At 46.2% G+C, this 19,831-nt stretch carries 18 protein-coding genes and 1 tRNA gene; 10 read left to right on the top strand and 9 right to left on the bottom strand.

Annotated features, from left to right (window positions below; all coding sequences use genetic code 11):
* Positions 1–3 precede the first annotated feature (3 nt).
* From pyrF to DTJ15_RS03890, 3 genes are all read left to right on the top strand, one after another.
* Entirely contained in the window at positions 4–723 is a 720-nt protein-coding gene (gene pyrF / locus DTJ15_RS03900) for an orotidine-5'-phosphate decarboxylase (protein WP_043560210.1), read from the top strand.
* Entirely contained in the window at positions 720–1,373 is a 654-nt protein-coding gene (locus tag DTJ15_RS03895; RefSeq protein WP_081563136.1) for a phosphoribosylanthranilate isomerase, read from the top strand. Before pyrF ends, DTJ15_RS03895 begins: the two co-directional genes overlap by 4 nt.
* Positions 1,374–1,397: 24 nt before the next feature.
* A tRNA-Ser gene (locus DTJ15_RS03890) sits at positions 1,398–1,488 on the top strand.
* A gap of 97 nt (positions 1,489–1,585) precedes the next feature.
* Here DTJ15_RS03890 and nfsB read toward each other — a convergent pair.
* Complete coding sequence (gene nfsB / locus DTJ15_RS03885) at positions 1,586–2,242, bottom strand: oxygen-insensitive NAD(P)H nitroreductase (RefSeq protein ID WP_081563470.1); 657 nt, start codon at positions 2,240–2,242, stop codon at positions 1,586–1,588.
* A gap of 359 nt (positions 2,243–2,601) precedes the next feature.
* Between nfsB and bfr the strand changes: the two genes are divergently transcribed.
* The gene (gene bfr / locus DTJ15_RS03880) at positions 2,602–3,096 is read left to right on the top strand and encodes a bacterioferritin (protein WP_081563135.1); all 495 of its coding nucleotides are present in this window, start codon (positions 2,602–2,604) and stop codon (positions 3,094–3,096) included.
* Between the two features lie 37 nt (positions 3,097–3,133).
* Here bfr and DTJ15_RS09155 read toward each other — a convergent pair whose 3' ends face one another.
* On the bottom strand, positions 3,134–3,397 hold the full coding sequence (locus tag DTJ15_RS09155) for a (2Fe-2S)-binding protein (protein ID WP_227431460.1): 264 nt from the start codon (positions 3,395–3,397) through the stop codon (positions 3,134–3,136).
* Between the two features lie 452 nt (positions 3,398–3,849).
* Here DTJ15_RS09155 and DTJ15_RS03875 point away from each other — a divergent pair, with 452 nt between their 5' ends.
* Together DTJ15_RS03875 and gpmA are read left to right on the top strand one after the other, a co-directional pair.
* A complete protein-coding gene (locus tag DTJ15_RS03875) occupies positions 3,850–5,145 on the top strand; it encodes an MFS transporter (protein WP_081563132.1) in 1,296 nt (431 codons plus the stop codon).
* A gap of 190 nt (positions 5,146–5,335) precedes the next feature.
* Entirely contained in the window at positions 5,336–6,088 is a 753-nt protein-coding gene (gene gpmA, locus DTJ15_RS03870; protein ID WP_081563131.1) for a 2,3-diphosphoglycerate-dependent phosphoglycerate mutase, read from the top strand.
* A gap of 69 nt (positions 6,089–6,157) precedes the next feature.
* Here the strand turns inward: gpmA and DTJ15_RS03865 are convergent, their stop codons facing one another.
* Entirely contained in the window at positions 6,158–7,462 is a 1,305-nt protein-coding gene (locus DTJ15_RS03865) for an LTA synthase family protein (RefSeq protein ID WP_249109472.1), read from the bottom strand.
* 384 nt (positions 7,463–7,846) lie between these two features.
* Here DTJ15_RS03865 and DTJ15_RS03860 point away from each other — a divergent pair, with 384 nt between their 5' ends.
* The 4 genes from DTJ15_RS03860 to DTJ15_RS03845 are packed head-to-tail and all read left to right on the top strand — an operon-like array spanning position 7,847 to position 12,767.
* Positions 7,847–8,971, top strand: a complete 1,125-nt coding sequence (locus DTJ15_RS03860; RefSeq protein WP_081563129.1) for a hypothetical protein — start codon at positions 7,847–7,849, stop codon at positions 8,969–8,971.
* Positions 8,964–10,328: a capsule biosynthesis protein gene (locus DTJ15_RS03855; RefSeq protein WP_408902167.1), complete on the top strand. Its 1,365-nt coding sequence runs from the start codon at positions 8,964–8,966 to the stop codon at positions 10,326–10,328. The genes DTJ15_RS03860 and DTJ15_RS03855 overlap by 8 nt, the downstream gene beginning before the upstream one ends.
* A 1-nt stretch (position 10,329) precedes the next feature.
* Positions 10,330–11,559: a glycosyltransferase family 1 protein gene (locus DTJ15_RS03850; protein ID WP_249109471.1), complete on the top strand. Its 1,230-nt coding sequence runs from the start codon at positions 10,330–10,332 to the stop codon at positions 11,557–11,559.
* On the top strand, positions 11,484–12,767 hold the full coding sequence (locus DTJ15_RS03845; RefSeq protein ID WP_349292849.1) for a glycosyltransferase family 1 protein: 1,284 nt from the start codon (positions 11,484–11,486) through the stop codon (positions 12,765–12,767). Before DTJ15_RS03850 ends, DTJ15_RS03845 begins: the two co-directional genes overlap by 76 nt.
* Here DTJ15_RS03845 and DTJ15_RS03840 read toward each other — a convergent pair.
* From DTJ15_RS03840 to DTJ15_RS03815, 6 genes are read right to left on the bottom strand one after another with little or no spacing between them, the layout of a single operon-like run.
* A complete protein-coding gene (locus DTJ15_RS03840; protein WP_249109469.1) occupies positions 12,743–14,038 on the bottom strand; it encodes a glycosyltransferase family 1 protein in 1,296 nt (431 codons plus the stop codon). The two genes, DTJ15_RS03845 and DTJ15_RS03840, sit on opposite strands and share 25 nt — an antisense overlap.
* A gap of 15 nt (positions 14,039–14,053) precedes the next feature.
* Complete coding sequence (locus DTJ15_RS03835) at positions 14,054–15,661, bottom strand: glycosyltransferase family 32 protein (protein ID WP_249109468.1); 1,608 nt, start codon at positions 15,659–15,661, stop codon at positions 14,054–14,056.
* 1 nt (position 15,662) lies between these two features.
* A complete protein-coding gene (locus tag DTJ15_RS03830) occupies positions 15,663–16,877 on the bottom strand; it encodes a glycosyltransferase family 32 protein (RefSeq protein ID WP_249109467.1) in 1,215 nt (404 codons plus the stop codon).
* 22 nt (positions 16,878–16,899) lie between these two features.
* A complete protein-coding gene (locus tag DTJ15_RS03825) occupies positions 16,900–17,553 on the bottom strand; it encodes an ABC transporter ATP-binding protein (RefSeq protein ID WP_249079735.1) in 654 nt (217 codons plus the stop codon).
* Between the two features lie 16 nt (positions 17,554–17,569).
* Entirely contained in the window at positions 17,570–18,394 is an 825-nt protein-coding gene (locus tag DTJ15_RS03820; protein WP_248460613.1) for an ABC transporter permease, read from the bottom strand.
* Positions 18,395–18,401: 7 nt separating this feature from the next.
* Positions 18,402–19,649 (bottom strand): capsule biosynthesis protein, encoded by a 1,248-nt coding sequence (locus DTJ15_RS03815; RefSeq protein ID WP_249109466.1) that lies wholly within the window; start codon positions 19,647–19,649, stop codon positions 18,402–18,404.
* Positions 19,650–19,831 lie beyond the last annotated feature (182 nt).

Here is a 19,831-nt window from a genome sequence, read left to right as displayed (position 1 = left end):
CTCATGTCTATTCGTCGTACCCGCCTCATTGCCGCATTGGATACCGCCTCCCACGACCAGGCCCAGCACTGGGCAGCAGCGCTGGAAGGCAAGGTTGATGCCATCAAGCTTGGTCTGGAATTCACCTATGCCTGCGGGCTGGATGCCGTAAAAAGTCTGGCCGCCCGGCAGGAGCTTTTTCTGGATCTGAAGCTGCATGACATTCCCAACACGGTTGCCTCTGGCCTTCGGGCTCTGGCTCCCATCCAGCCGAGCCTGATGACCATTCACGCACTTGGTGGGGCCGAGATGATCAGCCGCTCCCGTGCAGTTCTGGAAGAGGCTTTCGATGACGGGCGGAAGCGCCCCAAGCTCCTTGCTGTGACTGTACTGACCAGCATGAATGAGGAAAGCCTTGCGGAGATAGGCATCAACACCACACCGCTAAAGGAAGTGGTACGGCTGGGCCGGATGGCTGTCCGGGCCGGAGCTGATGGTCTGGTCTGTTCAGCTCATGAAATTACGGCGCTGCGTGATGCTCTGGGTGACGGACCAGAACTTGTCGTTCCGGGCATTCGTCCCGCAGGCAGCAGCACGGATGACCAGAAGCGCATCATGACACCAGCACAGGCAGCACGGGCTGGTGCCGACTGGATCGTGGTTGGCCGTCCCATCACTCGGGCGAATGATCCCGCCGCCGCCGCACAGGCCATTCAGGATGAATTGCAGGCTGCGACCTTGTGAAGGTTGATGTCAAAATCTGTGGTCTGACACGGGCAGAAGATATGGAAGCCTGTGCCGTATCGGGTGTGCGCTGGGTTGGTCTTGTGTTCCATTCCGCCTCCCCCCGTTTTGTCCGACCGGAACAGGCAGCCCGGCTGCATGAGGCCATAGCGTCTCCCTCTGCGGGGGGGCCTCTTCGTGTCGGGCTTTTTGTGCGGCCAACCCATGAGCAGATTGCTGCCGTTCTGGAGCGTATCCCTCTGGATATTCTGCAACTCTATACAGATGAAGCCACTGCTTTCACCCTGAAAGAGCAGACAGGTCGGCCCGTCTGGTTGGCCCGTGGCGTCGCCCAGCAGCACGATCTGCCTGTCTCGAAAGCCATGGATGGGTATGTCATCGAAGCACCGGCCCAGAAAGGAGATACCCGCCCCGGTGGGCTGGGGCGTGTGTTTGACTGGACGCTGACACGCCAGTGGCAGGCTCCTGCTCCGTGGCTTCTTGCCGGTGGACTGACCCCTGACAATGTGAGCGAGGCTGTACGGGTCAGCCGCGCCCAAGCCGTTGATGTCTCATCCGGTGTGGAAGAAGCTCCTGGGATCAAGTCTGCGCTTCTTATTGAAAAATTTGTGAAAAATTCTCAGAAAAAGGCTTGCACTCGTAAAGAATAATGGTATTGTCCCCCCATCGCTTGCGGAGAGATGGCCGAGCGGCTTAAGGCGCACGCTTGGAAAGCGTGTGTACGTTAATAGCGTACCGAGGGTTCGAATCCCTCTCTCTCCGCCACTTCCCCTTGAAAATCTGCTTTCCGTTCAAGCGCTCCGAGTGCATGCCTGTAGACCCCACCGGAAGATCGTAATCCCCCGGTGAAGCCTTGTGTTGCTCAGGCCTTCGAAAAGATGCTCTCAGGTGCCAGGCGGGATTTCGGGCATGTCGCATTGGCATCTTTGTCAGAATGATAGCCAAGCGCAACAATGACCAGAGGTGTCAGCCCTTTTTCTTTCAGGCCGAATTCTTCTGAAATGACATCCGGCAGGAAGCCCTCAATTGGTGTTGCATCAACACCCAACAGCCCCGCGGAAAGCAGCAGAAAGCCCTGTGCCAGATAAACCTGTTTCTGGTTCCAGTGGGCGACATCGCCAGCATCCAGATGCTGCTGGACATACCCGGCACGGGCTGTACCAAAACCCTCACGGGCCGCAGCATCAGCGTAGCGTCCGTCCTGCTCTTCTTTGTCGAGCACTGTCTCAAGATAAGATTCCGGCAGCTCATTGCGGGCGCAGAGAACCACTACATGAGAGGCCTGCGTGATCTTGGGCCGATTATAAGACAGAGACCCGGAATCTGGTGTTGCCTTGGCCAGACGCTGCTTGCCTGCATCATCATCGGCAATGATGAAATGCCAAGGCTGGGCATTGACCGAAGACGGGCTGTACCGCAGGGCTGCCAGCAGCTGCTGCACCGTCTCCTCCGGGATACGGCGAGCCGCATCGTAGGCCTTGGTCGTGTACCGTGTTTTCAGAACGTGGAGAAGATCCATAACATCCATCCTTCAGTTATGTGGGAATATGTTCCATTTATATCAAACAATAAGGATTCAGCAAACGATTCCATCCTGTTCCCAGTATCAAGATGGGGGGTGTGGGCATCAGGAGCAATGAAAAGAAAAACTTATGGGGAAGACAGGATTTTTAAATATATATCGAAATGACAAGAAAAACCATGAAATACTCACCGTGCGATTTTGATAATCTTTCTTATAAAGTCTCTTTGATAATGATTATCAAGTACGAATACATCGTAATTTAATTTTTATATTGCAATCCTCAAAGTTGAAGACTATACCGACCTTCGTTGGAGATAATCCTACAGTTCATACTTCATGCGATGGAGAGAAAAATGGCCGCAAAAGACCCGAAAGTAATTGAATATCTCAATGCTCAGCTTGCCAATGAGCTGACAGCCATCAACCAGTACTTCCTTCATTCCCGCACCCTGAACCATTGGGGCGTCACCAAGCTGGGCAAGAAGGAATATGAAGAGTCCATTGAAGAAATGCGTCATGCCGACTGGCTGATCGAGCGCATCCTCTTCCTGGGTGGACTGCCGAACCTGCAGCATCTGAACCCGCTGCACATTGGCGAGAATGTCAAAGAGATCCTGGAATGTGATCTGAAGGTCGAGGCTCTGGCTCTGGAGAAAATCCGCGAGGGCATCGCCTATTGCGAAAGCGTCCGTGACTTCGTGTCCCGCGACCTGCTCTTCCGCATCCTCGCTGACGAAGAAGCCCATGAAGACTTCATCGACACCCAGCTGGACCTCATCAAGCAGATCGGCCTGGAACGCTACATTACGCTGAACTCTGAAAGCGCCGACCAAAATAGCGGCCACTGATCACTGTCAGAAGCCAGACTGATGAAAGAAGCCTCTCTTAAAGGGAGGCTTCTTTTTTTTGTATCGGGTCATCACCATTGGCTATCTGTGCAGCCATCCCCTGCTCTATTGCCATAGTTGTCGGGCAGGGACAGGTTTTCCGCTTTGCTTCTTTCAGAAGGCAAGCGACTCCCTTTACGCAGTTGCCGCATTTCACCTGACACTTACGGGCAGAGTAAACCTCGGAGACTTTCACAACTCCGGCCTGGATGGCCGCCTGCACGTCCCTGTCAGACAATCCGTTGCATGAGCATATAATCATCTGGAGCCCGCCTTCCATTCTGCTGCACCCCTGTGACGCTAATGATAATGACATTCTTTCGCAACTTAATTCTCTCCTTTCTTTCTCGAAGGCTTTTCAGAATGATAGCGAAATGGGTATGAAAAAATTCAGGTTTCACCGAAAACAGAAAGTGATTCATGACACGACCATGGAATATCTCTACCATTCGCCAGATATCCCGGGCGATAAGGGAGAACTGGTCGCTGAATATACAAAATTGAAAAAAAATCATCTTTATGATATCAGAAGCGTACTTCTGCGTCTGGACAGGCATACTGAATTCCTATTTCAGGGCTCCAATAAAACGCTTCCTGTACGGACGCTAATTCAAGGGGCCTGAGCACTCTCGTAAGGCCAGTCAATTATCTATTGAGGAATGAAGCGCCACGGACTGGCTTTTTTCATCCCTCCCCAACAAATGGAGAGATTTCATGGCAGGCACGCCAGACAAGAAACCACACTTTGTTGAAAAAATAGGCATACCGGCCGCCCTGTTCTGGGCCTTTGTCGGACAGCTTCTCTTCATGGTCGGCGATGGTGTCGAGGCGGGATACCTGGATACGTTCATGCTGCACACCGGCCACCCCCAGAGTTTCGTCAACGAGCTTTTCACTTTTTACGGCATCACCGTGATGATTGCCGCCTGGTTTGCCGGGCCACTATCCGATCTCATGGGACCTAAAAAGGTCATGTGGAGCGGTCTGGTCCTATGGGCTGTCCTGGAGGTCTGCTTCCTTGTTTTTGGGCTTACCCCCAACAACAGTACATGGATATTGACGTTCTATGCTCTCCGCGGGTTTGCCTATCCGCTGTTCGCCTATGGTTTCCTGGTCTGGATTGCTGCAGCGACACCAACATCCATGCTTGGAGCGGCAGCCGGCTGGTTCTGGTTCTCTTTCTCTGCCGGCCTGCCTACTCTCGGCTCCCAGTTTGCCCGTTTTGCGATTCCTGCCATCGGTGAAATCAACACCTTCTGGTGCTCTCTGGGGCTGGTTGTTCTCGGCGGACTGATCGCCCTGCTTTTCACAAGGGAGCCAACCGGCAATCGCCGTCTTCTACCTGCCGATGTTCCTGCCCGACAGATCTTTCTGGGCTCCATCAGCATCATCTGGCGTGAGCCCAAAACTCTCATTGCCGGTATTGTCCGCACGGTTGATACATCATCGGAATATGCCTTTCTGGCCATCATGCCCGGCTTTTTTGTCGATCATCTGGGGTTCACGCTCGGGCAGTGGCTCAACCTGCTGTCACTCATCTTTTTGAGCAACATCATCGTCAATCTGATTTCAGGCATGGTGGCGGACAAAATGGGCTACCGCTTCGTCGTGGCTGTTTTTGGAGGTATCGGTGGCTTCATCACCATTCCCCTCTTCTATTATGTTCCCCTCTGGTATCCGGGCAATTTCGCAGCGGCTGCGGTTGTGGGCATACTTTATGGAGCCTCCATCGCTGCCTTCGTTCCTCTCTCCGGTCTTATGCCCCAGATCTGCCCACGGGAGAAAGCCGCTGCGCTGTCCATACTCGGGCTGGGCGCTGGAGCGTCGACATGGGTAGGGCCTGCCATTGTTTCCCTCTGCGAAATGATTTTCGGCGTCGGCATGGCCTACGTCATCTGGACATTTGCCATCATCTATCTGCTGACCGCCGGTCTGACCATGACACTGACCGTTTCATCAGAGGCTCGCCGTTTTACCGAAGAGCAGGAAAAGAAGCAGGGAACCCCCTGATCATCCCTTCCATGCCCGATCAGAACAAAGGCCATCCCCTGCGGGTGGCCTTTTTCTCTCCGTCCCTGTCATGCCTCATAACGGCTATGCTCTGACAGACGGCATGAAGTGAGGCTGAGCCCTTGCAGTTCAGGCTGTAGTGGCGCAATCTCCCAGTGTTGCTAAAACCTTATACATTAAGGAGATCATCATGGCCGTAACAAAGCTTGTTCTGGTTCGTCACGGGGAAAGCCAGTGGAACCAGGAAAACCGCTTCACTGGCTGGTATGACGTCGACCTGTCAGAGAAAGGGCGCAGCGAAGCCAAAGCTGCCGGCCAGTTGCTGCACAAGGAAGGCTATTCCTTCGATTACGCTTATACCTCCGTGTTGAAGCGTGCCATCCATACACTCTGGAACATTCTGGACGGTGTGGATCAGGCATGGCTGCCCGTTGAGAAGAACTGGCGTCTGAATGAACGTCATTATGGTGCTCTCCAGGGCCTCAACAAGGCTGAAACAGCCAAGAAATATGGCGATGAGCAGGTCAAGCAGTGGCGCCGTGGTTTTGCTGTCACGCCGCCTGCTCTGGAGCGTTCCGATGAGCGTTTCCCCGGTCATGATCCGCGTTATGCCCATCTGAGTGCTGATGAGCTGCCCGTCACGGAAAGCCTGGCCCTGACCATTGAGCGTGTGATTCCCTACTGGGAGAAGACCATCCTGCCGCGCATCAAGAAGGGCGAGAAGGTCATCATCGCTGCTCACGGCAACTCCCTTCGTGCTCTGGTGAAATATCTGGACAACATGACGGAAGATGAAATCCTGAACCTGAACATTCCTACAGGTGTGCCGCTGGTTTATGAGTTCGATGAGAACTTCAAGCCGGTCAAGCACTACTATCTGGGTGATGCCGAGGAAATTGCTGCCAAGGCAGCAGCTGTCGCCAACCAGGGGAAAGCCAAGTAATCCTCTCTGGCATATGAAAAGAAGAAGGGCGCCTCTTCATCAGGCGCCCTTTTTTTATAGCGTATCTTTTCAGGAACTGACGTGATGAAGAATGCTCCGATGGAGCTCGGCAGGTGTTACATCTACAGGCTCAGATGATACGCGACTTCCCTCTGGCCCATTGGGCCGCAGTATGACATAGGGTGTCCCCCTCTCCAGTCCTTCAACAGCGGGCAATGCTTCCAGCGCCGGACGATGGTCCCCAAAGAATACCAGCATGATGTCCCGCCCGCTCCCTTTGATCTCTGCAAGCAGTTCCCGCAACATGGCATCACCATTCTGCACGTGCTGATGCCACGCTTCTGCACCACTCGATTGCTCCAACCGCCCTTTCTTCCAGGGACCATGATTTTCGATTGTCACACAGTAGGCCAGAAAATGATCGTTTTTCTGGAGATATGTCAGCAGCCGTGCTGTTAGCGCAGCATCACCTACATACGGGCCAACCCTGTCCTGCTCGGAAAAACATTCCCGCCCGATGACGTCATTGAACCCCCATAAGGGCAGCAGACGATTCCGACCATAAAAACGCAGATCATAGGGATGCAGGAAAAGAGCCGTTTCATAAAAATGTTTCAGACGATTCGGCAGGGCATGGGACGGAGACTGATCCGCTGTCAGGAATGGATCAAACCGGCGATATGAGAGCATCTCCTCATCATCGCCACACAGAACCCCATATTCACTACGCATCGTATAGGCACCTAATCCGCTAGGCAGGAGCCTTCCCCATTGTACCGCTTCCTGCCGACATCGGACGAGCTCTGGCAGAGGCGACCACTCATTCTTCAGCTCCGCAGGATCGGCAAATGATTCACACTGGATGACGATGACAGACTCTGGTGCGGCAGCCGTCCGCAACAAGGCAGGCCTGACGGGTAGCGGTGCCAGCTCATGGCAGCGCCAGGCATAAAGCAGCAGTGTTGGCAGCAGCCCTCCCTCACGCACATCCCGCCACACGTCCGGCCCTGTTTCATCGGAACGACTTCCCCTTGCCAAGAGCCACCAGAGGCATAGTCCCACGGCGACTGCCTCGATACAGCCCATCAGCCGTAACTCGACAGACAGTGATGAAGCCCATGCAAGCAGGTAGAGCACCCCTGCACCACCAGCTACGACAACACACCGCACAGCAGGCGGAATGCCCTGAAGATAAAAACGTGGATGCTTCATGAACGCATCGATCAGGGCAAAGTCCGTGAAAACCAAAGGTTCATTCAACAGGCGCAGCTTCAGGTTGGATGCCGTTACCAGAAGCCCCATCAGGATGGCACTCAGCAGCAGGGAAAGCCAGATGACACCTGTCAGGCAAAGAAAAATACCGGTTGCCATCATGACTGGAAAACAGCGTAAAAGGACCAGGGAGGGCTTTCTTACAATACGGACAGGGTGAACAAAAAGGTCGATACCTTCTCCAATGACAAGGCTCCCTACAATCATCAAACATAATTCTGTAATGTAATATGACATTGAAGATACTGGAACTCCGAAAGAAATGACAGAATAAACGGATTCATGAAGTTTTCCCTGGACATTTCAGGGATGGATTGATCAATGAAATGGAAATTTTGCCAATAAACTCCACTTATCGGTCGAATTATTATTCAATCGTGGAAATTAAATTATATTCACCACCCCTCTCTTCCCAAAAAAAAGACTTCCTGATAACAAGCTAGTGTTTCTACCACCTATCCGGTATGGAAAAGGCCCCATTTCACCATGTCATGCCATGTCCCTGCGTCTGGAGCCAGAGCCATCAGGCCTGTCGTAGCCTGCCATGGAATAGCATGGTGGAAACAGCGCCGCATTCGTTCTTTTCTTGAAGGAAGAGACCCCATCCGGTTTTTCTGGTCGCCCCGTCGGGCTCTGGCCTATGCCCGGAAAAAGAATGCTGGACTGGCTGTTTGGGCAAACCGCATCACACCAGCCCTGCAGGCACAGGCTTATGCCATGCGGGTGCCCCTCTTCTTCGTGGAAGATGGCTTCATCCGGTCCATGGGGCTGGGAAGCGGGTTTCTGCCTCCATGCTCCATTATCCTGGACAGCCAGGGCGCTTATGTTGATCCCTCCCACCCCAGTGATCTGGAGGACATGCTGAGGGATACCGAGGTTGCACCAGCCCTCCGTAGAAGAGCCGATACTCTCATGGAGCGCCTCAAAACGCTTCATGTTTCCAAATATGCCGCTACGCCTGATTCATCTCCCCTCAAAATGGAGCATCCTGAGGGGGGGCCGGTCATTCTGGTTCCGGGGCAGGTTGCTGGAGATCTGTCTGTCGTAAGGGGCGGAGGCAAGATTACGGATAATCTCGCCCTGCTGCGTGAGGTTCGCCGCAGGAATCCTGGAGCATGGATCATCTATCGGCCCCACCCTGATGTGGAGGCCGGCCATCGTTCCGGTCATCTTTCCGAAGCAACCATTCTTGCCTACGCCAACAGCATTGACCGCAGTGGCAGCATGAGCCAGCTCCTTACACATGTTGACGAGGTACACACCCTCACATCCCTGACAGGTTTTGAGGCGCTGATACGTGGCAAAAAGGTTACAACATACGGTGCCCCCTTTTACGCTGGCTGGGGACTGACGACACATCTGGGACCATCTCTTCCCCGCCGGGGGCGTCAACTGGATGTAACAGACCTTGCTGCAATCGCCCTTATTCTGTATCCGCTCTATATCAATCCAGAGACAGAACAGCGATGTGACGTGGAGGAGCTGATTGACTGTTTTGGCAAGACTGAGCTCTGGAAGCCAACATACGCCATGAAATTACGGCAGAGGCAGGGCCAGCTACGCCGTTGTTTCACACATTTCATTTCATCATGCCGGGCCCCTCATGCTTGACAATACCCAGACAACATATTCTGGCCACCCTCCCGAAGAGACGGAACACGCCGAATATCCATCCAATTTTTTTGAAGATCCGAGCCTGACAGAGACCAGCACGCTTGTGCCCATGTCGCTCCAGATCCCCCCAAAAACAAAACGCAATTTCCTGCTGCTCCAGGGGCTCATGGGGCCTTTTTTCCAATCCGTTGGCCGTGCCCTGAAAAAACGGGGGCATAATGTGTGGAAGATCAACTTCAATGGAGGGGATGAGCTTTTCTGGCGTCTGGGAGGTGGTATTGCCTTCCGCAGCAATTATGGGACATGGCCCGCCTTTCTGGGGCATATCCTGCAAAAACATCATATCACGGACGTGCTGCTGTTTGGTGACTGCCGGGAACTCCATCGGCAGGCCATCCTCATCTGCCGTGAAATGAATATTGCCGTCCATGTTTTTGAGGAAGGCTATATCCGGCCAGACTGGGTCACCCTGGAACTTGGTGGCGTTAACGGTAATTCCACGCTACCCAAAGACCCTGACTGGTACTATCAGCGTGCCAGCCAGCTGCCTCCTGCTGCCCCACATGAGCCTGTCCCCTCTTCCTTCCCACGTCGTGCACTGGAAGGCGTGGCCTATAATGCGGCCACCATTCTTCTGAAGTGGCGTTTCCCGCATTGGACAGATTATCGCCCCTGGCCGCCCCTGGTGGAAGGCGTTGGGTGGTTGCGACGCCTCTGTCGCCGTAAAAAGGCTAAAAAACGCAGTCACGAACTGACTGAATGGCTGGTTGAAGGGCCCAAGCCTTACATGCTGCTCCCTCTGCAACTGGATGCCGATGCCCAGCTACGCCTGCATTCTTCCTATTCAGGCGTGGCGGAAGTCATCACCGAAGTTCTTGTATCCTTTGCCAAGAATGCCCCACTGGAGATGCGTCTTGTCATTAAAGAGCATCCGCTCGACAATGGTGTGCAGGACTGGAAGAAACTTGTCCAGCGACTTGCTGCTGCGCATGGTGTCAGCAATCGTGTGGATTACATGGAGCTTGGAGATATAGCCAGGCTTGTGCGTCATGCCCGTGGGGTCGTAACCGTTAACAGCACGACTGGTACCCTGGCTCTGGCTCATAATGTCCCTGTCATTACCTTGGGTCACGCCATTTACGACATGCCGGGACTGACTGCGCAATCGACATTGAAAGCTTTCTGGCAGGCACCCCAGCGACCTGACCCACTCATCTTTGCGGCTTTTCGTCGTGTACTGATAGATCAATGCCTAATCCCTGGAGGTTTCTTCTCTGAAGAAGGGCTTGAAAAGCTGACGTTAAGTACCATTTCCCGTTTGGAAAATTATTCCACATGCAGAAGGGTACAATAAAATGACAGTACCATCAATTTCATTTATTCTTGACATATCACGCTTGCTCTCAAGAGCAGGATCTGCAGTTCCTACGGGGATTGATCGAGTTGAACTCGCTTATGCTGAATACCTTTTAACACATCATCAAGATCAAACCTATTTTGTCGCCCTTTCTTTAACTGGACGCCTTGGAAGACTTCCACGCAGTACCGTTACCACGTTTATCTCAAATTTACTTAATGGATGGAATTTAGGTCACAAAGAGAAAATAGCGGAAGCAAAGAATATTGCAAAAAAACTAAAAATATATTTGTTTTTTCCTAACTCTTTTCCTGATATTAATGGTATAAAATTCTATTTTCTAGTATCTCACCATCATTTAATGCATAAAAAAATAATAAGAAATTTTCTTTCTAAGACAGGATCCTACTTCATACCCATGGTACATGATCTTATTCCTATTGAATATCCAGAGTACTCACGACCTCGCGAAAAAATACGTCACAAAGCCCGTATTGATAGCGTCATAGAACTGGCTCGAGCTGTAATTGTACCAACTGACTCTGTGAGAGAATCATTAAAGCCATTTTTCTCCCAAGCAAACCGCCATGGCATCCCTATTTGGAAAACACCACATGGGGTCCATAAGCAGGCCATCTATCATACTAATCAAGAGTGCAAAAATTATAAATATAAAAAGCCATATTTCGTGTATATCAGTACAATCGAACCGCGTAAAAATCATCTTTTGTTGCTCCATTTGTGGCGTTACCTTGTCCAGCAACGTGGGGAAGAGGCCGTCCCTTATCTTATTCTTATTGGTAAGCGTGGATGGGAAAATGAAAATATTCTAGACCTATTAGAAAGGTCACCCGCTTTGCAGAATCTTGTTATAGAGGAAAGTGGTCTTTCTGACGAATGTGTTGCCTCCTTATTAAGATATTCTAACGGTCTTCTTTTCCCAAGCTTTACAGAGGGTTATGGTTTACCGCTCACAGAAGCTATGAGTCTAGGAGTGCCCAGTATTTGCTCCAACATTCCTGCATTACGTGAGATAGGCCAAAATATTCCATCCTATGTGTCTCCACTTGATGCAACAGAGTGGGAAAAAATAATAGACGACTTTTCACAATACGGCCCTCTATGGCAGGCTCAAAAAGAGCGCCTTAAAAAATGGTCTCCCTTTTCATGGTCTCAGAGCGTAGCTCTTACTCTCTCTCACTGTCTCACACTAACCCAAAACGACTAATAAAAATAATGGATAATTCTTTTCTTTCATCCCACAGAAGCCACTCGACAATATGGTTTGATGGACGCAATATTGGACGTAGAAATGGGACTGGCGTTCAGTATTACGCAATCAATCATAGTAATGTAACTAGAGAACTTGGTTATAGTACAGCGTGGCTATTAGAAAACGTGGAGGGATATTCGAGCCTATCGATTGCATCTCGCATAATCGCTGCTCTACTTTCCCGTGCTCCTACAATAAGCAATATGTTTCAATCCGTCTGGGGAGATGCTTTCCTAGCAAACGACCTCTATCGTGTAGCACATCTTCATTATCGATATCATAAGCGACTTTTAAGACTAACCCCTCTTTCTCCACCAGACATAATGCACTGGACATATCCGCTTCCTCTTTTTATGGAAGGATGTAAAAATGTAGTTACAATTCATGATATAATTCCGCTTACACATCCTTCCTTAACAGGTATCGATCCTACTCGGTTTCGTAGAATTTTATCTTCTTTAATAGAAAGTCCTGTCCATTTTGTCGCCGTTTCAGAAACAGTTCGAAATCAAATAATTAATTTACTTTCTGTGCATCCAGATCGTATAACGACTCTATATCAACCCGTTGAATTTAGTAAACAAGTAAGAAATTCCATATCGAATGCTCCCCGAATTGCTCCAGCTGATTCATTTGTATTTTATGGTCGCATTGAACATCGAAAAAATATTGAAAGATTATTGGAGGCCCATGCTCTTAGTGGAACAAAAACCCCACTTATTTTAATTGGTCCTGATGGAGATGATAGACCGAATTATAAGCCGTATGGTTCAAGTAGCCAAGTAATTCGGTTACCATGGAGCAATCGTTTCTCTCTGTTACGGACTCTTCAAGAGTCTAAAGCCCTTCTTTTTCCAAGCCTTGCAGAAGGATTTGGACTTCCAATTATTGAAGCCATGTCATTAGGTGTTCCAGTTCTTACCAGCCGTGGAGGTGTTACAGAAGAAATTTCCGGTGATGCAGCCATGCTATGCGATGCTACTAATATAGTAGAGATGGCAAATTGCATAAATATACTCGATCAGCTAAGTGAGAACGACAAAAAAAGAATGATTAAGGCAGGATTAGAGAGAGCAAAATTCTTCTCTTCCAACCTGTATAAAAGAAATATTTCTTCTTTTTATGAAAAGATCAAAAGCTATCCTTCTAATACTATACTATAAAATTCCAACAACCTCTTTTTATAATTCTCTTCATCAAAATAAACTGCACGCTCCTTACCCTTATCTTTTAATGAGTTGCAAAGAAAATCATCTTTATCTAATCGTTCGATTCCGGCTTTTATCGCATTAACATCATATGGATCAACCAATAGAGCTGCATCAGAAGCAACTTCTTTCAAGGCTCCAGTATTAGAGGTGAGAACAGCCGTTTTTAAATTAAAGGCTTCCAAAATAGGTAGACCAAAACCTTCAAATATGGAGGGGAATAACACAGCACGTGCATGTTGTATTAAAGATCTTAGTAATTTAACGGGAACATATGGAATATGAATAATCACCCCCATAGCAATTCCCTGCTCAAGAAATCTTAATTCCTCTTCTTCTTTCCACCCATTAGACCCTACCAATACTAAAGGACGATTAGTTTCAGATAATAAGAAGGCTTCTAATAAACGACCGATATTTTTTTTAGGCTCAAGCTGGCCAAAATATATAAAGTACCCCCCACCAGAAATACCAAATAGTTTATTTATTTCCCGCTCTGTCCGTTCATAAGAGATATCAGAAAGAGTAAATGGTGTCGATTGATATGTATTGAAAATCTTATTTTGAAACTTTGGAAAGAAATCAATAATAGTATCCTTAGAGTATTCAGAAACCGTACAGATATAATCAGCCTCATTGGCTAATGAATTCATTAAATTATAATAATAAATCTTATCATCTAAAGTTGTATAAGGCATCTTCAATGGAACTATATCATGAATAGTATAAATATTTTTTGCTCCAATAACCTTAATCGGTAAAGGATACGTCCAATGCACTATATCTTGATTCATTGTGTTTTTTATTTTTAAAAAACATCCAGTTTTCTTAAAAAAACCAGCTGCCATCTGGAAAATAAAAGGAATATTAAAAATACAATCAAACGTAGGCATGTGCTCCTCAAAGGATCGTGCCTCCACGCAATTATTAAATCTAATTAACTCAGCTTTATGCCCCAAAAAATTGAAAGCCGTTTGTCGCCACCACCCAGGAGAATACAGCCGAGGCCTCCTGTATCGCATATCTGCAGCTAATTGATTAAAAAACATAACTTCCTGTAAATTCTCATTCAACCTCCTAGGGATATTTAGTCCATATAGTACGTTTACCTTAAATCCCATACTACTTAATGTCCTAGAAAGAACGCGACCGTAAGTAGCAACCCCCGTCCCTTTAGGAAGAGCCAAATTAAATCCATCAACTAGTACTCTAGGCGCAATTTTCATAAAACATCCCCTTTTCTAATCTGAAAACCTAAATAGATTCGTCCTAAATTTTAAGAAAGAAAACTTATTCTTTTTTTCATATTTCTCCTCTGGGGCGGCCTTTACCTTTTCAAGAGAGAGTTGAGAAATTCCACCTTGAAAATCCCCGTCAACATACAATACGAACTCAACAAATTCTTTCCTCTTAGATAGAAAAAAATCATACGTCTCGTTAGAACGTTCCGCCTCAGTGGGATACCTGGTTTCAAAATTTTCGATTGATTCCTGAGCAAAGGCAGCAGTTACTGCAATCTTTAGATTTTTAAAAACTGTTCCCTCAATGAATTTAATATTAAGTCGATAAAATCCTGCTTCCAAATCAACATGAGGGCCATACAAAATCTTACCAAGATCTTTTTTGGTAACAAGAATAGAATTCTCATCCTTCTTACCTCCATCAGCCAGACGTAGAGTAGGATGGCTAGCATCCCAAACATAATTGGAATTATCTTCAATAACTATACCCGTTACCCCTCCAAAAAAATCTCCAAAAGCACTCATCCTAAATTCAACGGATTTTTTATTAGAATCAAAATTAAAGAAAAAAACTTCTTTATTGTGCTCACTTACAAAGCCATAGTCAAAATCATATTCTCTATATATCGTATTTTCGGTTGCAATATCTAAAAAAATACGCCTATACTTGGTATTCGGCAAGAAGTTAAGAGTTATCTTATAGCTACCCGCAGGCAAATCAACATATGGACCAAAAAAAACTCTTCCTCGAGCATGGGAAACATAAATCACTCCATTTTCCTTTTTTATTTTTTTATTCCCTATAGGAATAATATGCTGATCACTAGCAAGCCACTCATAATTCTTTTCTCCAAATACTTTTTTTTGCTTCCAAAGAAGGCAGTAACTATTAGCTCCCTTAACACCCAATTCTGATATATTGCCCGCTACGCTCTTGTTTCTCAATGCGACAACCCTTCTATCAGGACTTACAAAAGTAACATTCTGCACAAACCTTTCAGGCGTTATGTATCTAACTTCTCCAATATATTGATCGTCGATATCCAACATATTAGAATTCTCACTAATAACAGTAGCAAAGCTACGTCCCAAAAGAGGTGAGCCTGTAACATAATGATCATGTGGGCCATAATATCTATTACGACAATTATTTACAATTTTTTCAATAAGTACCTTCCACTCCTTGCGTTTAGGTAAGGACCATAAAAGGCTATTTTGCAAACTAGCCCAACATTCCATTCCATCATATGTTTCATAAAAAGCGGCTACACCACACTGTTTCGGAATCTGCCATCTATTTAGCATGTACATAGAAAGATCAAAATATAACCCACCGTAAATATACATTAGACAATATCTAGCCAAATCACTTTTATAGGCATAAGGCGTTAAGGTATCAAAAGCTTTCAAAACATCTTTTGAAAAATGACGTTTAATAAATTCTCTTATTTCATTGCCAGACCACATTTTATATACGGCTTGAGGATATAATGAACGAGCTACATCAATATGATGCTGAATAGTAGGAGAAAAACTACGGGGCAAGACAAAATCATCAACAATAAATATTTGATGAAGATATTTTATTTCATGAAACTCATTTGACATTTTAAATTCCTCTCACAAATTTTAAAAAACCACCTAAAAGTCCAGAGGATACCCCCCTTTCTCCTGGAAGGGGAGGAAAAGACCTCTCTTGATTCTCTATTAGAATTTTCTTTATCCCCCCCAAAAAACCATTTGGCGTATAAATTTTAAATTCCACCTTCCGCCACAGTTCCTCGACATCAAACGTATAGGAAAAAACATTGGAGACAAGCTCATCACAGGAAAAAACAATAGAATGGTGATCTATTTCAGAATAATTAGACACTACAGATAACTTTATTTCATCAAAAAAACTTTCCTCCTCAAAGACAATAGAGAATCTATATCTCCCTTTTGGGAGAGAAACGTATGGCCCATACGTCATACCCTCCTTCCTATCTAAGGAAATAATCTGCCCGCTTTCCGTTTTACTCAATCCACCTTTTACAAATATAAGAGGATCATCTGAATTCCATATCATAGGATTTTCAGCATAAACCTGCCGTGTATGCCAAAACTCATTATAATTATTAGAATTTTTGAGACCTATCTCCTTTAAATCTCCACCTGTTTTCTTATTCCGAATCGCTACAACAATACCCTCTCTTGATACGTACGTCATATTAATGATATCAGCCTCCGCAGTAACGCAACGTGTCTGACTTACATACTGACTATCTGCTTCTAAAGTATCCTTCCTAGAAGCCATGACAGACAAAAAGACCTTTCCCAACAAAACCGGACCTGTCGGATACAACGGATTGAAGCCGTAATATTTTTTACGACAGTTTTCCACTATGAGATCAATTGCCAAACGGAATTCTTCCCGTCGAGGCAACGCCCACAAAAGGCCAGTTTGAATTGCCGACCAACTCGGAGAAATAAAAGAAGGCTCCTTAAAGGCCGCAACATCCTTAGAGAAAGGTATGTTCCAAGGCTTTAACAACAAGACACCAATATCAACACACAACCCTCCATAAACATACAACAAAGCATATTTGACAAGATCTGCTTTATAAGCATATGGACATAACGTCTCATAGGCCTCAAAGACAGAAGCAGGAAAATTTTTCTTCAAAAATTTTTTAATCGTCCTATCATTCCACAGCCTATATTTCGCCTTCGGATATATCTTTTTGATCGCTTGTCTATTATTTTTCACGAAATCAGGAAGTTTCCCACTTCCCTTGTCAAGAATTAAAATCTGATGAACAGCTTCTATTTTATGTGCTTTCATTAACACTCACCTCAGCAAATTTTCATAAGTTGTAATATTTTTCAATTCCCTCGTCAACAGAAGAAGAGAGAAATACCTTCTTGTCATGAATCAGAGCGGCCCTATTGCAGGTATGCTTAATAAAATCAGTATTATGTGAAACAATCAAGAGTGTCCTATCCGCACGTTTTGCAAAAAGCTCATCTTCACACCTTTGCGCAAAACGTGCATCTCCAACCATAATTACTTCATCAATCAAATAACAGTCAAATTCTATCGCCAGAGAAAGCGAAAAAGCCAATCGCGCATGCATACCTGATGAATATGTTTTTACAGGATCATAAAACTGTCTACCTAACTGGGCAAAGCCTTGCACATAATCCAAGGTCTCTTCATAATCTAAATGATAAACACGACAAATAAAACGCAAGTTATCATGCCCAGAAAGACTACCTTGGAAAGCCCCTCCAAAAGCCAACGGCCATGAAACCGTCATCCCATAATGAATTGTTCCACTAGTCGGCTGTTCAATTCCACCAATCATCTTAATTAAAGTAGATTTTCCTGCTCCATTTCGTCCCAATATTCCCAGCCTATCTCCATAATTAACCTCTAAATTTACACGATCTAAGATGAGTCTTCTTTTTTTTCCAACATGATAAGCTTTCGAAAGATCTTGACATATCAACTTACCCATCAACTTCGCCTCCATATTACGATAACTCTATATGAGGTCTAACTCTTAAACAAAGATACAACCCAACCATAAACGTAAGTAGAGACGTATAAGTCATAAAGCATATAGAATAATGTGGAACAACTTTAGAACCAAAAAATCCAGACCTCATCATTTCAATTCCATTGGCTATAGGAGAGGTATATTCAAGAACCCACCTATATTTTGGAGGGATCCAATCAATCATCACAAAAGCCCCAGTCCACGGCAGGGCAAGATATGTCAAAACACTAACCGTTTTCTCCAACAAATCAGAACGTTCAGTCAAATAGGAAAATATAAACGAAATACCATAAGTAAAAAAAACAACAAATCCAAACCCAGAAAGTGTTAAAGCCCAATCCTCTGGGAGTTCCATGTACCCCAATGAAACAGCACCGCAGAGAACAAGGATAGCAGCCATCATGACACCTATCACTTCCAAAGTAATACGTGCAGTAATGATATCTAGAGGAGTTACCAACCTATGATAAAGCAAGCTTGAATTAACCGCATAAGCTTTCGTTGATCTAACAACAGCATGCCGAAAAAGTACCAAAGGAACATATCCCGTAACAACCATAGCAGTCATCCGAAGACCATGCTCATGCGAAGGACGAACAAGTGTCCACATAATTGTCACCCCTCCGCAAAAAAGAATAGGCTCTCCCACCACCCAAAGAAATCCTATATTCTCACGACCATACCTTGTTAACGTTTCTCGCATAATTAACGCATAAATCACACGTAACTGCGTTAAAATGGACTGAGACAATGTCAAATTGACATGTTTTTTAGCGCTTCGTACCTTCTTATTAACCATTTTTCTCTCACTGAAGAGTATGCTCTTTCGCACCTGAGACAAGAAGAGACCCAATAACATAAAAAATCAGCATCGTTATGAAGGTCAACACAATAAACACAGCAGTTCGTGGATAAGCAGCATAATCTGGCAGACTGGGTTGAGCTACAACCGTGACATACAACATTTGACGATCCGCTTGAGCCTTCGCCATTTCCAAGGCCGTCGTCTCTGCTGCCAATTTTTTCTCAATTATCGTTTTTTTGACTGCCAGTTCATCATAACCAAGCAATTTAGGTACCAACGACCCAGAATTCATCTCATGCCCAGTTATATGAGCCTGGGCATTTTTCATTTGCGTTTGAATTGACGCAATCCGCTGGGCATATACCTTCCTCAAAGGGCTATGCGGCGCCGTAAGATCCAGTTGTTTTTTTTCGGCTTCCATCATGGAAAGCGTTGCTTCTAAGGAAAGAGCTGTTCCCATCATAGGAACAGCCTGCTTCATTGGATCAATTGTTTCATTGCTATACCGATAAGCCGCTAACTGCATCTCCGTCTCGTGCAGTTCCTTCAAGGTTACGTCAAGCTCCGACTGTACAGCGTGTAAAGTATTATAGCGCTGCCGATCGTTCATCTCATTGACAAGTTTTTCACCAGCATCCAAGAGAGCTTGCGCCACCTTTTGCGAGTCTTCAGCTGAGAACGTGCGAACCTTTAAATGTGAAATCCCAGTCTCCTCATCAATTTGGGCTTTCACATGTGTTAAATAAAAAGAATAGAAGCTCTCAAAATCATTGCGGGTAACTATAGAAGGAAATTTAGCCAAAAAATCCGCATATGACCGGGAAAAAACAGCCCTTAGATCAACCTTCTGAATCAGCATACGCAGCGCATCACGCGACATCATGTAATCTTGAACAGCATACGTGTCCTGCGTACCTCCATGATTAGCCTCCAAAAGACCAACCATTCCACCAAACCCTGAACTATTTAATGATTTTCCACGTACCAAAAAATGTGTTTCTGAAACATACTGAGGGGAGGCAAAAAACCACAAATAAGAAGCAACCAGCAAGGTTGGGAACAAAACAACGACAGAAAACATCCATTGCTTGCGGAGCCACCTTGGCACCTTCATGATGAGCCCATTTACCACATACTCACCTAAGTATCGGATTGTTGATTTTGCAGATCCAGATGAAAGCTCAATGTTTCTCTCCTGAGAAGAAATCATCCGTCCCTCACTTTCAACCTCTGAGGCCGTATCACCCAATCTCCTGCCCTCCCCAATCATCCGCACAGAACTCATCCCGACGGTAGCCAGCACGCTCTTACCAATGCCAATCTTTACTCGTCAAGCTTCCTACAAAAATACCACTCTTAATATGGTCTTCCCTATATGCCGACGATACATGCTGGGCTTGCATCGTTTATAAAAAATGGATAAGAACGGGG

This window comes from Parasaccharibacter sp. TMW 2.1891 (assembly GCF_023337675.1).
GTDB lineage: Bacteria > Pseudomonadota > Alphaproteobacteria > Acetobacterales > Acetobacteraceae > Bombella > Bombella apis.
Note: the sequence above shows the minus strand (reverse complement) of the source record. Positions and strands in the feature narration are given on the sequence as shown.

Bases quoted from the DNA above. Each gene is read 5' to 3' on its own strand.
- DTJ15_RS03835 (WP_249109468.1), bottom strand. From the start codon at position 15,661: ATGTCAAATGAGTTTCATGAAATAAAATATCTTCATCAAATATTTATT.
- gpmA (WP_081563131.1), top strand. From the start codon at position 5,336: ATGGCCGTAACAAAGCTTGTTCTGGTTCGTCACGGGGAAAGCCAGTGG.
- DTJ15_RS03860 (WP_081563129.1), top strand. From the start codon at position 7,847: ATGTCATGCCATGTCCCTGCGTCTGGAGCCAGAGCCATCAGGCCTGTC.
- DTJ15_RS03820 (WP_248460613.1), bottom strand. From the start codon at position 18,394: ATGGTTAATAAGAAGGTACGAAGCGCTAAAAAACATGTCAATTTGACA.
- DTJ15_RS03855 (WP_408902167.1), top strand. From the start codon at position 8,964: ATGCTTGACAATACCCAGACAACATATTCTGGCCACCCTCCCGAAGAG.
- pyrF (WP_043560210.1), top strand. From the start codon at position 4: ATGTCTATTCGTCGTACCCGCCTCATTGCCGCATTGGATACCGCCTCC.
- DTJ15_RS03875 (WP_081563132.1), top strand. From the start codon at position 3,850: ATGGCAGGCACGCCAGACAAGAAACCACACTTTGTTGAAAAAATAGGC.
- bfr (WP_081563135.1), top strand. From the start codon at position 2,602: ATGGCCGCAAAAGACCCGAAAGTAATTGAATATCTCAATGCTCAGCTT.
- DTJ15_RS03830 (WP_249109467.1), bottom strand. From the start codon at position 16,877: ATGAAAGCACATAAAATAGAAGCTGTTCATCAGATTTTAATTCTTGAC.
- DTJ15_RS03865 (WP_249109472.1), bottom strand. From the start codon at position 7,462: ATGATGGCAACCGGTATTTTTCTTTGCCTGACAGGTGTCATCTGGCTT.
- DTJ15_RS03845 (WP_349292849.1), top strand. From the start codon at position 11,484: ATGGTCTCCCTTTTCATGGTCTCAGAGCGTAGCTCTTACTCTCTCTCA.
- DTJ15_RS03850 (WP_249109471.1), top strand. From the start codon at position 10,330: ATGACAGTACCATCAATTTCATTTATTCTTGACATATCACGCTTGCTC.
- DTJ15_RS09155 (WP_227431460.1), bottom strand. From the start codon at position 3,397: ATGATTATATGCTCATGCAACGGATTGTCTGACAGGGACGTGCAGGCG.
- nfsB (WP_081563470.1), bottom strand. From the start codon at position 2,242: ATGGATCTTCTCCACGTTCTGAAAACACGGTACACGACCAAGGCCTAC.
- DTJ15_RS03825 (WP_249079735.1), bottom strand. From the start codon at position 17,553: ATGGGTAAGTTGATATGTCAAGATCTTTCGAAAGCTTATCATGTTGGA.
- DTJ15_RS03840 (WP_249109469.1), bottom strand. From the start codon at position 14,038: ATGAAAATTGCGCCTAGAGTACTAGTTGATGGATTTAATTTGGCTCTT.